The organism is Mycolicibacterium insubricum (genome assembly GCF_010731615.1).
In the GTDB taxonomy this organism is placed as follows: domain Bacteria; phylum Actinomycetota; class Actinomycetes; order Mycobacteriales; family Mycobacteriaceae; genus Mycobacterium; species Mycobacterium insubricum.
Genome location: NZ_AP022618.1, coordinates 3149312 through 3163664 on the forward strand (window position 1 = coordinate 3149312; position 14353 = coordinate 3163664).

12 protein-coding genes are annotated in these 14353 nt (G+C 71.9%); 2 read left to right on the top strand and 10 right to left on the bottom strand.

Going from position 1 to position 14353, the window contains the following annotated elements:
- From atzF to G6N16_RS14925, 5 genes are read right to left on the bottom strand one after another with little or no spacing between them, the layout of a single operon-like run.
- The gene (atzF, locus tag G6N16_RS14905) at positions 1-1692 is read right to left on the bottom strand and encodes an allophanate hydrolase (protein ID WP_083029924.1); all 1692 of its coding nucleotides are present in this window, start codon (positions 1690-1692) and stop codon (positions 1-3) included.
- Complete coding sequence (locus G6N16_RS14910; RefSeq protein WP_083029923.1) at positions 1689-3689, bottom strand: 5-oxoprolinase/urea amidolyase family protein; 2001 nt, start codon at positions 3687-3689, stop codon at positions 1689-1691. The genes atzF and G6N16_RS14910 overlap by 4 nt, the downstream gene beginning before the upstream one ends.
- Positions 3686-4378, bottom strand: coding sequence for a DUF1989 domain-containing protein (locus G6N16_RS14915; RefSeq protein WP_083029922.1), 693 nt, complete (start codon positions 4376-4378; stop codon positions 3686-3688). The genes G6N16_RS14910 and G6N16_RS14915 overlap by 4 nt, the downstream gene beginning before the upstream one ends.
- Positions 4375-5202 (bottom strand): urea amidolyase associated protein UAAP1, encoded by an 828-nt coding sequence (locus tag G6N16_RS14920; protein WP_083029921.1) that lies wholly within the window; start codon positions 5200-5202, stop codon positions 4375-4377. Before G6N16_RS14920 ends, G6N16_RS14915 begins: the two co-directional genes overlap by 4 nt.
- A gap of 1 nt (position 5203) precedes the next feature.
- Positions 5204-6727, bottom strand: coding sequence for an amino acid permease (locus G6N16_RS14925; RefSeq protein WP_083029920.1), 1524 nt, complete (start codon positions 6725-6727; stop codon positions 5204-5206).
- 161 nt (positions 6728-6888) lie between these two features.
- Here G6N16_RS14925 and G6N16_RS14930 point away from each other — a divergent pair, with 161 nt between their 5' ends.
- Both G6N16_RS14930 and G6N16_RS14935 read left to right on the top strand, forming a co-directional pair.
- Complete coding sequence (locus G6N16_RS14930) at positions 6889-7938, top strand: DUF294 nucleotidyltransferase-like domain-containing protein (RefSeq protein WP_133052898.1); 1050 nt, start codon at positions 6889-6891, stop codon at positions 7936-7938.
- Between the two features lie 23 nt (positions 7939-7961).
- Entirely contained in the window at positions 7962-8525 is a 564-nt protein-coding gene (locus tag G6N16_RS14935) for an exonuclease domain-containing protein (RefSeq protein ID WP_083029995.1), read from the top strand.
- Between the two features lie 6 nt (positions 8526-8531).
- On the opposite strand, the gene G6N16_RS14940 is transcribed toward G6N16_RS14935, so the two are convergent.
- The 5 genes from G6N16_RS14940 to G6N16_RS14960 all read right to left on the bottom strand — a co-directional run bounded on the left by G6N16_RS14940 (position 8532) and on the right by G6N16_RS14960 (position 14352).
- Positions 8532-9281: a succinate dehydrogenase/fumarate reductase iron-sulfur subunit gene (locus G6N16_RS14940; RefSeq protein WP_083029919.1), complete on the bottom strand. Its 750-nt coding sequence runs from the start codon at positions 9279-9281 to the stop codon at positions 8532-8534.
- Between the two features lie 5 nt (positions 9282-9286).
- A complete protein-coding gene (locus tag G6N16_RS14945; protein WP_083029918.1) occupies positions 9287-11263 on the bottom strand; it encodes a fumarate reductase/succinate dehydrogenase flavoprotein subunit in 1977 nt (658 codons plus the stop codon).
- Complete coding sequence (locus tag G6N16_RS14950) at positions 11260-12045, bottom strand: succinate dehydrogenase cytochrome b subunit (RefSeq protein ID WP_083029917.1); 786 nt, start codon at positions 12043-12045, stop codon at positions 11260-11262. Before G6N16_RS14950 ends, G6N16_RS14945 begins: the two co-directional genes overlap by 4 nt.
- A 94-nt stretch (positions 12046-12139) precedes the next feature.
- Complete coding sequence (locus G6N16_RS14955) at positions 12140-13405, bottom strand: methyltransferase family protein (RefSeq protein WP_083029916.1); 1266 nt, start codon at positions 13403-13405, stop codon at positions 12140-12142.
- Entirely contained in the window at positions 13402-14352 is a 951-nt protein-coding gene (locus G6N16_RS14960) for a hypothetical protein (RefSeq protein WP_083029915.1), read from the bottom strand. Before G6N16_RS14960 ends, G6N16_RS14955 begins: the two co-directional genes overlap by 4 nt.
- Position 14353: the final 1 nt, after the last annotated feature.

A 14353-nucleotide genomic window follows, 5' to 3' on the forward strand; every position in this document is an offset into this window, starting at 1 on the left:
TCAGCAGGCCGGTACCGAGCGGGCCGCCCGCCACCCGCCGGCCGCGGTGATGTCGCGGCCGGCCATGGCGGCCTCGTGATCGGCGGCGAAACCGGTGATCCAGGTCCCGTCGTCGAGTTCGACGGCGCCCAGCTGCATCGGTGCCGGCAGCGCCGCCAGGAACTCACCGAGCAACGCGACCGGCAGCACCCAACGCTCCCCCGCGATGGACGCGCCGACGTGCTCGTCGCGGATCAGCGCCGGTTTGGCGGGTTCGGTGTCCAGTTCGAACAGCCGGTAGCGGGGTGCGGTGCGCAGCGGACCGGCCCACCGGGCGCCGCGGCCGGCGAGTTGGTGTTCCAGCGGCTGGCCGCGCAGATGCAGGCCGAACACCGCCAGGTCCGCGCACGCGACGACACCGCCGGTCTCCGGCCACCCCCGCGCCTCGTCGCAGCCCAGGAAGCGGGCGGCGAGATCGGCAAGGACGCCGTCTTGGTGGGCCGGGGCGAGCAGCGTGACGCCGAATTGGGCTCCGTCGGTGGTCATTCCGGCCGGGACGGCGATCGCGCACAGGTCGAACAGGTTGCAGAAGTTGGTGTAGCGGCCCATCGCGGTGTTGACGCCGATCGGGTCGGCGGTCACCTCGGCGATCTTGGGGTGCCGAGGTGCGGTGGGCACCATCAGCGCCGCGCAGTCGCGCAGCAGGGCCATCGCCCGGTCCCGCAGCCGGTCGACGGCGGCCCGGTCTGCGAGCAGATCGACGGCGCTGTGGTCTTTCCCGCCGGTGATGATCGCCGCGACGGTGGGATCCAGGCCGGCGTCCGGCCCGGCGGCGGTGACGAATTCGCCGACGGCGGCGTAGCGTTCGGCGACCAGTGCCCCGTTGTAGAGCAGGTCGGCGGCGGCGAAGAACTCGGCCATCGGGATCTCGGTGATCGCCATGCCGGCTGCCTCGGCGCGGGCGACGGCCGCGCCGAACGCTGCCCGCCACTCCAGATCAAGGCCGGGCAACTCGGCGGGTATCGCGATGCGCGGCAGCGTCGCGGCGGCCAGCGGTGTGTCGGCGGGCCAGTCACGCTGCGGTGCACCGGAACTCATCGTCGCCATGGCGTCCTGGGCGGTGGCGAGATCACGGGCGAAGATGGTGACGCAGTCGTAGCTCGCGCAGGCCGGGACGACACCGCTGGTGGAGACCACGCCCAGGGTCGCTTTGATGCCGACGATGCCCTGCAGACCGGCCGGTACCCGTCCGGATCCGGCGGTGTCGGTGCCGATGGCGATGTCGGCGAAACCCAGGGCCACCGCGACCGCCGAGCCGGAGCTGGAACCGCCGGAGATGTATTCCGGGCGGTTGGCATCGCGCACCGCGCCGTACGGGCTGCGGGTGCCGACCAGTCCGGTGGCGAACTGGTCCAGGTTGGTCTTGCCGATCACCACCGCGCCCGCGGCGCGCAACGCGGCGACGGCCGGGGCGTCGGCCTCCGGTGTGTAGCTGTAGCCCGGGCAGGCCGCCGTGGTGGGCAGACCCGCGACGTCGACGTTGTCCTTGACGGCCAGCAGCAGTCCGGCCAGCGGGCCGCCCGCCGCCAGCGCGGCCCGGTAGTCGGCCTCGACGTCGGCGGCCTCGCGCAGCGTGATGAACACCTCGTCGCGCCCGGATTCGGTGATCCGGCGGTAGGCCTCGGCGATCCGGTCCGGGTCGGGGGTCCTCATGCGGGTTCCTTCCGGGCGAATTCACCGGCGGCGGCCCACCGGCGGCGTTCCTCGGTGCGGGCGGTCTCCATCGCGGTGCGGGTCGCGGCGATGTCGACGGCGTTGTCGGTGAGGAACCGCTGATAGTCGGCCAGCGAGAACTCGCCGTCGGTGATGTCGAGGCGCCCACGACCCGCGGCGGTGTCCGCCCGCAGGTCGGCGAGCTCTTCGGCCGACACCGGGTACCACTGGATACGGTCGAAAAACCGCAGCAGCCAGGGGTGATCGGGGGAGAACCCGGCCGCGGACTGCGGGTGCCGGTGGTTCCACACCTGGGTGGTGCGCCCGACGAACTGGTAGCCGCCGGGGCCTTCCATGCCGTAGATGCACAGGTAGGCGCCACCGATGCCGACCGCGTTCTCCGGGGTCCAGGTGCGGGCCGGGTTGTACTTGGTAGTGACCAGCCGGTGCCGCGGGTCCAGCGGGGTGGCCACCGGGGCACCGAGATAGACGTCGCCGAGCCCGAGCACCAGGTAGTCGGCGGAGTAGACGATCCGGTGCACGTCGTCGACGGAGTCCAGGCCGTTCATCCGGCGGATGAACTCGATGTTCCACGGACACCACGGCGCATCGGCGCGCACCCCGTGCATATAGCGCTGGATGGCTTCCCGGGTGGCCGGGTCGTCCCAGCTCAACGGCAGCCGGACGGTGCGGCTGGGCACCACCAGTTCGTGTGCGGGCGGCAGCGTCGCCTCCAGCTCGGCAAGCAGTGCGACGGCGGCGTGCTGCGGCAGCCGGTCCGGGTCGATCTTGACCTGCAGGGAGCGCACTCCGGGGGTCAGGTCGATCAGGCCGTCCGCGGCGCCCAGGGCGCCGGACACGGCGGTCTGCAGGGCGTGCACCCGGGCCCGCAGCGCCAGATCCAGGCTCATCTTCCCGAATTCGACCAGCACGTTGTCATCGCCGCTGCGGCGGTAGGTGATCTCGATGCTGCCGTCGGCGGATTCCCCGCGCGCCAGGATGCCGTCGTCGGTGTCGGCGCCGGCGGAGAACACCGCCGGCAGGTAGGCCCGACGGGACGGGCCGACGGTGCCCGCCGACGGCGCCTCGGCGGCCCGCACGGCGACGAACCGGACGGTGGATCCGGGGGCGAGTTGCCCGAGTTTCCAGCGGTCGGCGGTGGTGACGGTGACCGGGCAGACGAAGCCGCCGAGGCTGGGCCCGTCGGGACCGAGCAGAATCGGGGTGTCGCCGGTGAAGTCCAGCGCGCCGACGGAGTAGGCGTTGTCGTGGATGTTCGACGGGTGCAGGCCGGCCTCTCCGCCGTCGGTGCGGGCCCAGTGCGGGCGCGGGCCGATCAGCCGGACGCCGGTGCGATCGGAGTTGAAATGCACCTGGTAGTCGTGGCTGAGCACGGTGTCGATGTCGGTGCGGGTGAAGAACTCCGGGGCAGAGTGCGGCCCGACGGTGACCGCGATGTACCAGTGCGCGCCGATGGCGGGTTGTTCGTCGGACAGGATGCGCCGGCGCGGACCCGTCCGCGCCGTGCCCGCGGTGAGCTCGTCGCCGGCGGCCAGCACCCGGCCGGCGTGCCCGCCGAAGCGGCCGAGGGTGAAGGTGGCGGCGCTGCCGAGGAATTCGGGTACGTCCAGTCCCCCGGCGATCCCGATGTAGCTGCGCATGCCCGGGCCGGTCACCGGGCCGACGTCGAGCACGCCGCCGGCGGGCACCAGGACCGGTTCCCACTGCGGCACAACGACTCCGTCGACGGTGAGGGTAACCGGTGCGCCGGTGACGCAGACCCAGCGGGCTGCGGCGAACCGCAGGGCCGGCCCGGCCAGCGTCGCCTCCAGGGCGGGTGCCCCCTCGGGGTTGCCGACGGCGATATTGGCCAGCCGGAAGGACACGTCGTCCATCGGGCCCGACGGCGGGACGCCGATCTGCCAGTAACCCAGGCGCCCGGGCCAGTCTTGGACGGTGGTCGCCGGCCCCGGGCGCAGTACCTCGATGCCGGTCATCGGTGGGTCACCACCATCCGGACCTCGGTGGGGTCGAAACCGTTGCAGGGGTTGTTGATCTGCGGGCAGTTGGACACCAGTACCAGGGTGTCGATCTCGGCGCGCAGTGACAGTGACTTGCCGGGCGCGGACAGCCCGTCGACGATGCCCAGCGACCCGTCGGGGTCCACCGGCACGTTCATGAAGAAGTTGATGTTGCTCACCATGTCGGCCTTGGTCAGGCCCCACCGGGCGCCCTCGCCGATGAAGTTCTCCACGCAGGCGTGCTGGTGTTTGGTGTGGTGCCCGTAGCGCAGCGTGTTGGATTCCTGCGAGCAGGCACCGCCGATGGTGTCGTGGTTGCCCACTTCGTCGGCGACGATGGTCAACATCGGCCGGCCGTCGGCGTCGCGCAGCACCGACCCGGTGGTCAGGAAGATGTTGCGCTGCGCGGCGATGGTGGCCGGTGCGCTGTAGCGGACGTCGTGATCCGCGCCCCAGTGCTGGTGGGCGCCAGGCTCGTCGCGGTTCGCAAGCTCACCGCTCGACCTGGCGCCGAAGAACAGCGTGTCGACGGCCTGGTTGCCGTGCAGGTCGATGATGGTCAGCACATCACCGGCGGCTACGACGGCCGACCACGGCCCGCGGGCGCCCACGATCTCGTCACGGATGATCTTTCCGGTGGTGTTTGCGGTCGCGGTCGCGGTCATCGGGCACTCCAGACGTCTTCGGTGTTGTGGTAGGCGCGTTGGTATTCCGGGTCCCGGCCGGTCAGGCCGGCGCCGATATCGGCGAGGTCCTCGGGTGCCCGCCAGGCCAGCACCTCCAAGTTTCCGGTGTCGAACTCCGGTGCGGGGTCCAGCGGGTGGGCGGTGTTGGCGATCGCGACGATCACCGGCAGGTGCAGGATCAGTTCGACCGTCGTGCCGGGTCCCGCGGATCCGGTGGACACCAGGGTGCCGTCGGGCTCGACGCGCACACCGTGAAAGAAGGACAGGCTGGGGGCGACGTCGCGGCGGGTCAGTCCGTGCTTGAGGGCGGCCAGTGCCAGCAGCTCCCGGCCGGCCGGGCTGGCCGACTCGGGGGCCCCGGCACCGTATTTCGCGGTGTTGCCGGCCAGCGTGGTGGTCCCGCAGAGTGCGTCGTGGTGGCCGGAGGTGTCGGTGACGACGGTGGCCAGCACCCGGCCCTGGTCGCTGAGCAGCGGGTGCCCGGCCGAAAGGTAGGCCTGCCAGGGAACTTTCACCGTGTCGGCGACGTTGAGTCGCTCCCAGGGGGCGTCGGCGCGCCACAGCAGCAGGTGCGCGCAGGCGGTTCCGGTGAGGTCGCGCAGCCGCAGCCGGGTGCCGCGGCCGAGCACCTTGTTGGTGTAGCGGCCACCGGGAACGGTTTCGGCCCAGGTCAATCGTTCGGCGTCGACGCCGGCGGGCGGGTCGGGCCAGCCCGATGCCGGGACGACGGGCATCGCCCCGGTCCGGTTGTCGGCCTGAGCGCGGGCGTGTTCGCGGGCCCCGAGGGTGGTGGCGGTGGTCATATCAGGCTCCGATCGTCACGGGGTTGGGGTGGGTCTTGCGGCGCGGGTAGCACAGTGCGCCGAGGGCGACGACCGCGGCGACGGTGATTGGCCCGGCCCACTGCAGCAGCGGGAATTCGCCGGTGGGGTTGAAGATCTCGGCGCGCGGCCAGCCGAGGTTGACGATCATCAGGGCGCCGTAGCAGACCGCCACCAGGTTGATCGGGATACCGTAGCGGCCGAGGGAGAACAGCGGCTTGCCTTCGGTGTCCACGAGTGACCGGTTCTTCGGCCAGCCGCGCAGTCGCCGGTATAGGAGCGGGCCGGTCACCATCAGGTAGGCCAGGTAGATCAGGATGATGCAGACGCTGGCCAGGGTGGCGAAGATGGCCGAGTTGCCGACGTTGACTACCAGGATGGCGATGCAGGCGAGGCCGACGAGCACCGACGGCCAGATCGGTGTTCCGGTGCGGCCGTTGACCTTTGACAGGATCGATGACGCCGGCAGCCGGTGGTCGCGGGCCATGGAGAACATCAGCCGCGACGCCGCGGTCTGGATCGCCAGCGTGCAGATCATGATGGCGATGCAGACGTCGACCAGCAGCACGGTTCCCCATGGCGAGCTGAGCACCGCGTCGAGCACATAGGGCAGTCCCTCGGTGGCCAGCCGGCCGTCGGTGAGGCTGGGTGCGGCCATCAGGGCGCCGAGGATCATCAGGCCGCCGCCGAGTGCGGATACCGACAGCGCCAGCCGGATGGTCCGCGGGGCCACCCGGCGTGGGTTGCGGGTCTCCTCGGCGAGTTCACCGGCCGAGCCGAAGCCGACCATTACGTAGGCGGCCATCAGACCGCTCATGATCCAGGCCCAGATGTAGCCGGGCTGCCCGCCGGGTGCGCCGGTGTCGAACACCACCGACGGGCCGCGCTGGGCGTGGGTGAAGAACACCCCGACGACGGCGATCACCCCGACGATCTCGCAGAGCACGCCGGCGGTGTTCACCCGCGCCATCCACTTGACCCCGAGGCAGTTGATGGTGGTGGTGAAGACCAGCAGGACCGTGCCGAGCAGCACGGCGTTGGCGGCACCGCTGGGCGAGGTGAGCGCCGGGTCGCTGCCGATCAGCTGGAAGCCGCCCCAAATGGTGGGCAGTACGACCTGCAGGGCGATCGCGGCGGCCGAGGCGGTGACGATCTGCGCGATGATCATGAACCAGCCGCCGAACCAGCCGACCAGTTCGCCGCCCATCCGGCGCGACCACTGGTAGATCGCCCCGGACAGCGGGTAGCGCGCGGCGAGTTCGGCGAAGCACAGCGCGACGGTGAACTGCCCGGCGAACACCAGCGGCCAGGTCCAGAAGAACGCCGGGCCGCCGAAGCCGAAGCCCAGGCCGAACAGCTGGAAGATGGTGGTCAGGATCGAGACGAAGGAGAAGCCGGCGGCGAACGATTCGAATCGTCCCAGGCGCCGGTGCAACTGCTGGTCGTAGCCGAACGCGGCGAGGTCATCGTGGTCGGCCGGTGCCGATGACTGGGTGTCGATGACCATTCGGGGGCCCTCTCGCTCGGATAACAACTCAGCGCCAGGTAACAGGGCCGGAATGTCGGGTTTGTCACCGCGATGTTTCTCCGGTATGGCCGAAGGTAACCGGGGTGTTTCGTCCCCCGGTGACGGCGACGCGGAGCCCGCGGGCTGGAAGAATCCCCGGCGTGTCCGACGACGATCTGTCCGCCGCCGCCGCGGAAATCGCCGCGGCGTCAGACGCCGATCAGCTGGTCGCCGCCTGCATCCGGGCGCATTCGGTGGCCGGCGCGATCACCGGCGTGCAGGTGAGCGGGCTGGCCCGGGACTGGTCGACGCTGTGCCGGACCGCGGTCGCCACCGCGGCGGCCAGCCTCGGCGGGCCCGATCAGTGGCTGGTGTCGGGCAGTGTGGGCCGCGGCGAGGCGCTGCCCGGTGCGGATCTGGAGACCCTGGTGGTCCGCGCCGACGGCACCGATCCCGCGGCCGGGCTGGCGCGCGCGTCGGCCGTGCACGAGCTGCTGTCGCGCTGCGGGTTCGCCGCGGATCCGCACGGGGCGTTCGCCGCGCGGGCGCGGTTCAACCGGTCCCTGGACGACTGGACCGCGGGCATTGACCGCTGGACGTCGGAGCCGGAGGCCGACCGCGGGGTGGTGATGGCCGGGCTGCTCGCCGACGCCGTCGCGGTGTCGGGCGGCCCCGAACTCCCCGATTTGGTCGCGGGTGGTCCCGGTGTCGCTTCGGCTCCGCCGGCACTCGTCGAACCACCCGACTTACGCTGCCGCACCGGCGCCGCGATGCGCGCTCACCCCCAGTCACTGGCGGCGATGCTGCAGGACGCGTGCTACGAGCGTGCCGCGGTGCCGTCTCGGCTGCGGATCTTCGGCGGGGCCTCGACTGCCGATGTCAAACGGGCGGCGGTGGATCCGGTGGTGCGCATCGCCCGCTGGGCCGCGGTGTCGGCCGGTTCGGATGCACTGACCACCCCGGACCGGCTGGCCGCGGCGGCCGGCAGCCGGTTTCTGGACGCCGCCGACGCGGCCACCCTGAGCCGTTGCTACACCATCGCCTCCAGCATCCGACGACGTACCCGCGACCTGGGCGAGGACGGTGTGCTCGAGATGGCCGCGCTGGCGCCGCGGGACCGGACGGCGCTGCGCGGCATCGGCCGGGAAGTCACCCGGATCGCGCGGACGCTGAACTATCTGGCCTCGACCTCGGCGTTCTCGCCGTGGTGAGCCCGGGGCAGCCGGCACAGCCGATGGGCCCGTTGGTATTCCTCGATACCGAGACCACCGGGTTGCACCGAGACCGGCGGCCGTGGGAGATCGCCATTATCCGGCGCGACGGCGATGCCCACTCGCGGCTGCTTCTGTGCGTGGACATCGACGATCTCGATCTGGCGCACGCGGACCCGGCAGGCCTGACGATCAGCGGGTTCCACAAACGCCATCCACAGGTCCGGCACCGGTCACGGCACTACCCTCGCGTCTATCCCGCGCGCGAAGCCGCCGCGCTGGTGCGGCAATGGACCGCCGGCGCGACGGTCGTCGGGGTGGTCCCGACGTTCGACACCGAATGCCTCGCCGCGATGCTCGCACGCCACGGCGTCGAACCCGGGTGGCGGCCCGGCCCGGTGGACGTGATCGCCCTGGCCCGGGCCACTGTGGAACGCCTTGGCCGGCAACCCGATCCGGACTACGTCACGCTTTCGCTGCAGTGCGGTGTGAAGCCACCCACGCACACCCAGCAGCACACGGCGCTGGCCGACGCCCGCTGGGCGATGCGCTGGTACGACGCGCTGACGGGCGGGATCGACGGCTGATCGCGGTCAGTCGGCCCGGCCGCGCAGCCGCGCCCTCATCACCTCGCGGTTGACCGCGGCGATGGCGGTCAACGGAATGGATTCCGGGCACACCTGGGCACATTCTCCGTAGCTGGAGCACGGCCCGAACTCGTCCTCCATGGCTGCCACCACCGCGCGCGCCCGCCGGCCGCGCTCCAGGCGCCCGCGGGTGACGGTCCCCAGGTGCAGCAGTTTCGACCCGGCGAACAGGTGCGCGGCACCGTTTGGGCAGGCCGCCACGCAGGCCCCGCACCCGATGCAGGCCGCGAAATCCAGGGCGTATTCGGCGTCGTCCTTGGTCAGCGGCTCGGCATCGGCGTCGGCGGCGGTGCCCGCGTCGACGGCGATGTGGCCACCGGCGCTGATGATCCGGTCCAATGCGCTGCGGTCCACGACCAGGTCGCGCACCACCGGGTAGGCCGCCGAGCGCAGCGGCTCCACCCGGATCCGGGCGCCGTCGTCGAACGATCGGACGTGCTGGCGGCACGACGGGGTGTTGGGCACCGGGCCGTGCGGGCGGCCGTCGACGGTGATCCCGCAGGAACCGCACACCCCTTCCCGGCAGTCGGAGTCGAACGCGACCGGGTCCCGACCGTCGGCCACCAGGGCGTCATTGAGCCGGTCCAGAAGCTCCAGCAGTGACATCTCCGGTGCGGCGTCGTCGACGGGGTAGCTCTCGAACCGGCCGGGCGATGCCGTATCGGGCTGCCGCCAGATCTCCAGGGTGACTTTCACAGCGACTACCTTTTGTAGTTTCTCGTGGCCAGCGGTACGGCGGTGAATTCCAGCGGCTCGTCGCGGCGGACGGGGCCCCCACCGCCCGGTCCCCCGGGCTCCGATGAACCGCCGGCGGCGGGTTCCCACGCCGAGACGAAGCACCAGCGCTCGTCGTCGCGTTGCGCCTCGCCGTCGGCGCTCTGGTGCTCGAGGCGGAAATGCGCGCCGCAGGACTCGTCGCGGTCCAACGCGTCGATGCACATCAGTCGGGCCAGGCCGAGGAAATCGGCGACCCGGCCGGCCTTTTCGAGTTCCTGGTTGAATTCGCCGGGGCCGCCGGCAACCCGCAGATCGGTCCAGAACTCGGCGGTCAGTTCGTCGATCTCACCGATCGCGGCCCTCAGGCCGGCCGCCGACCGGGACACCCCGGCCCCGCGGTAGAGGATGTCGCCGAGGCGGCGGTGGAACCGGTCGGGTCCCTGGGTGCCGCCGATGGCCAGCAGCCGGTCCACCCGCACCGTGACCTCGGCCAGGGTTTCCCGCACGGCCGGCTCGTCCCCGCCCGGCGCCGCCGTGCCGAGTTGTCCGGCAAGGTAGTTGGGCACCGACATCGGCAGGGTGAACCAGCCGTCGACGCACGCCGACAGCAGCGAGTTGGCGCCCAGGCGGTTCGCTCCGTGATACGCCCAGCCGGCCTCGCCGGCGACGAAAAGCCCCGGGATGGAGGTCATCTGGTCGAAGTCGCTCCACAGCCCACCCATCGAGAAGTGTGCGCCGGGGGCGATCCGCATCGGCACCCGATAGGGGTCCTCACCGGTGGCGTCGCGGTACATGGCGAACAGGTTGCCGTAGCGCTGCGCGATCGTGTCCTTGCCCAGCCGCTCCAGCGCGTCCCGGAAGTCGAGGTACACACTGTTTTTCAGCGGTCCGACGCCGTGGCCGGCGTCGATCTGGGTGCGCGCGGCACGCGACGACACGTCCCGGGGCGAGAGGTTGCCGAACGCCGGGTACATGCGTTCCAGGTAGTAGTCGCGATCGGCGTCGGGGATGTCGCCCGGTTCGCGGTTGTCCCCGGCGATCCTGGGAACCCAGATCCGGCCGTCGTTGCGCAGCGATTCGCTCATCAGGATGGTCTTGGACTGCCACTCCGAGTTCACCGGCAGCGCCGTCGGGTGGAACTGGATGAACGACGGCGAAGCGAACAGCGCCCCGCGCTCATGCGCCCGCCAGGTCGCACTGGCGTTGGAGTTGCGCGCCAGGGTGGAGCGGAAGAACACGTTCCCGTAGCCGCCGGTGGCCAGGACGACGGCGTGACCGGTGGTCGCGGAGATCTCGCCGGTGACCAGGTTGCGGGTGACGACGCCGACCGCCCGCCCGCCGTCGACGATCAGGTCCAGCATTTCGGCACGGGTGTGCAGGTTCACCGTGCCGGCCGCCACCTGGCGCAGCAGCGCCTGGGACGCCGCGATCTGCAGCTGCTGGCCGGTCTGGCCGCGGGTGTAGTAGGTGCGCGACACCTGCACGCCGCCGAAGCTCCGGGTGGCCAGGCTGCCGCCGTATTCCCGGGCGAACGGCGCGCCGATGGCGTTCATATGGTCGATGACGCGGCTGGATTCCTGCGCGAGCCGGTAGACGTCGGCTTCCCGGGCCCGGAAGTCCCCGCCCTTGACGGTGTCCTTGACGAACCGGGCGACGCTGTCGTTGTCGACCTTGCGGCCCCGGGCGGCGTTGATGCCGCCCTGGGCCGCGACGCTGTGCGCACGCCGCGGTGCGTCGTGGAAGGTGAACGACTCGACGTGATAGCCGAGTTCACCGAGTGCGGCCGCGCAGCCGGCGCCGGCCAGGCCGGTACCCACGACGATGACGGTGAATTTGCGCCGGTTCAGCGGGCTGACCAGCCGGTAGTCGAGCAGCCGTCGTTGCCAGGCGGTGGCCGGATCCCCGTCGGGCGCGCCGCTGTGCAGGGGTGCGCCGACCGTGCGCAGCTGGTCGGGGTTCATCGCAGCCACCCGGCCATCACCGCGATCGGGATGGTGATGTTGCCGGCCATCACCGCCAGCGCCAGCAGTCCGCCGGCGGCGGTGAGCAGGGCCCTGCTGCGCGCGCCGGTCACACCCAGATCGTTGACGGCGGTGTACAACCCGTGCGCCAGGTGTGCGCCGAGCACCACCATCGCCAGCAGGTAGAACCCGGCGACGGCCGGTCGGTCGAAGCTGGCGACCAGGTTCGCGTAGGCGGCGCTGGAGGTGTGGGTGGCGGCGGTGAATGTGGGCGACGCCGCGGGCCGGGTGCCGGTGGTGAGGTCCAGGATGTGGAAGGCGATGAAGGCCAGCAGCACGATGCCGCTGACTCCCATGGTGCGCGCGGTGAACGATCGCAGTCCGTGCAGGCCGCGGCGGCGGAACGGGCCCCGGGCCCGGTGGGCGCGGGCGGTGAGCACTACGGCGGCCCACACGTGGGCGACCAGCGCGGTGACCAACACCGCCCGGAACAGCCACAGTGCCCCCTCGTAGGGCAGCAGCGGTTCGGCCAGCGTGCGCAGCCAGTGCGCGTAGGCGTCGAAATGCTCTGCACCGGTGTAGATCTTGAGGTTGCCGATCATGTGGACCAAGACGAACAGCGCGAACACCACGCCGGTTGCCGCCATCACGATTTTCAAGCCGGCGTTCGACGGCCGCAGGCGCAGCGCCAGTCCGGGTGGGATCAGCGCGGGCCGCCGGGGCACCTCGTGGCCGGCGTCGGCGGCGTCGGCCGCCTGGACCTCCCCTGCCGAGGCAGTCATCGCATCACTCCGTTGCGTCGTCTCCTGCAGCGAAAAAGTCTCCTGTAGCGAAAACTACACGGGGTCGTAGATATCCGCTCGGGATCAGCGCGGGTCAGGAGGCCGCACGCGGCCCGGCGCCGACCGCGTCCGCCACGAGCTGGACAAACCAGCCCACCCCCGGCGTGCGCAGCAGCCAGCCGGCCACCGCCCAGCCGAGGTTGAGGTGCTCCAGCGCGGCACCGAGCGCCCGGGTGCCGTCAGCGACGGTACCGCCGGCCGCCACGTAGCGCAGCCGGCGCAGCGGCGGGTGGTGTGACGCGGCGTCCTGGATCTGCAGCGCCACCGGCCGGCGCGCCGCCAGCCACGACCCGAGCCGGCTGCACGGTTCGCAACCACCGGCGACGTAGAGCCGGGCGGGTTCGCGTCGCGGGCTCGGCGACCAGCGGGGCAGCCAGTCGCGCACACTCGCCCGGTAGCGACGCCAGTCGTCACCGAATCGATCGGCGAGGTCGCCGTGTTCGCTCCAGGCGGCCAGCCCGGCGCCGAACGCCGCGGCCAGCACCGCGATCCCGGCGATCTCGGGGGAACGCAGGATCACCGCGGCCAGTGCCAGGATCGCCACCCCGCACAGTTGCATCGGGTTGGCCACGTACGCATACGGCCCGCCGGTGACCAGCCGCGGCGGCGGGTCCCACGGGTACGGCGTCCCGCCGGCGCGGGCGAACGCGGCCACCGCCGCCACGGCAACGACCGCCGGCAGCGCGGCCAGTTGCACCAGCACCAGGTCGACCGGGCCGCCGAAGTCCGCGCGGACCGCTGCCCAGGACCGCCCGGTGGCGGCGAAGGCGATCGTCGGCAGCAGGAACCCGGCGATCGCGGCGAACAGCACCACCTGCATCACCACCCGTGCCCGCAACCAGACTCCACGGTCGGTGAGCACCCCGAGCAGCACGCCGGGGACCAGGCACAGCGCGACGGCGGCGATCTCCCCCAGCCACCAGGACGGCGCCAGGTGCACCAGCGGCGCCAGTGATCCCATCACCAGGGCGTCGAAGACCACCAGGATCGCCGCGCACAGCGCCGGGTGCAGCCACGGCGTCAGCAGGATCGGCACGGCGCCCCACAGCAGCGCCCAGCCGAACACCACGTCGACCGGGACGCCGGCCCACATGGCGCCCGTCGTCCCGAACGTCCAGGCGCCGGCGGCCACCGCCAGCGCGTTGACGACGAGCAGACCGACCAGGTTCCACAGGGTCGCCAGGACAGCCGCCCCGCGGCACCTCGGCCCGGCGCCGGCCAACCACAGCGCCGCCGTCAGCAGCACCGGGGTCAGCACCGCGCCGGTGCGCAGCACGGCGATGTCCAGGCCGGTGGTCACCGTTGCGGCGCGGCGGGATCGAGATCGATGGCGTCCAGCAGGTAGCCGGCGGCCTCGGTGGCGACGACCTGCTCCAGCGGGCCGAAGTACCACGCCGGAGCCAGCCGGCGGGTGAAGCCCAGGGTCCAGGTCAGCTCGGTGCCGCCCGATGCCACCGCCCGCCAGGACAACCGGCTGCGCTGCCAGCCCAGCCAGGTGGCCAGCGGGGTGTTGTCGGACACCGTCTCGAAGGTCACCGAATCGGCGGTCCGGTCGACGACGCGGAGCACCAGCTCGGTGCTGTGTTCGCCCCAATGGTGCGCGGCCATCCCGGGCGGCCGGTGGTGCGCACCGGAGAACGTCACGGTGCGCCGGTCCCCGACGTCCAGGCCGCTACCGGCATCCGAGAGCGGCCGGGGGAAGCCGAGTGCCAGCAGCCCGCCGGGTTGCCGGTCGGCGAACCGCAGCGGCCGGGCCACCGCGGCCTGCACCTGTTCGGGTGTCGCGGCGACCTGGCGGGTGGCCGACACCGACTGCTGGTCGGGCAGGGTGGTGGCCGGGGTGACGCCCTCGCACGACATCAGCAGCAACACCGCGGGTGCGACGAACGCCGGTGCGCGCGGCCCGTCGAGGCGGCGGGCCCAGCCGACCAGTAGCGCCACCAGCAGTCCGACCGCGTAGCACAGCGGCGCGGCGACCAGCACGCAGACGAACCCCTCGCCGAGCACCGGCATGGCGAGCAGCAGGGCGATGGTGATCGCCCGCATGGTCATACCGACGAGGCTCTTCGCCGGTGTCGACAGCGCCAGTACCAGGGCGAAGACACTCGGGATGCCGATGTAGAACGCCGCGGTCTGGCCGAGCCCGACACCCTTGACGACCCGTACCGCGACGACGCCGACCGCCAGGGCCAGGATCAGCCCGGCCAGGGCCCATTGCGGGCGGGTCGGGTGGTGCAGTGGCCGCATC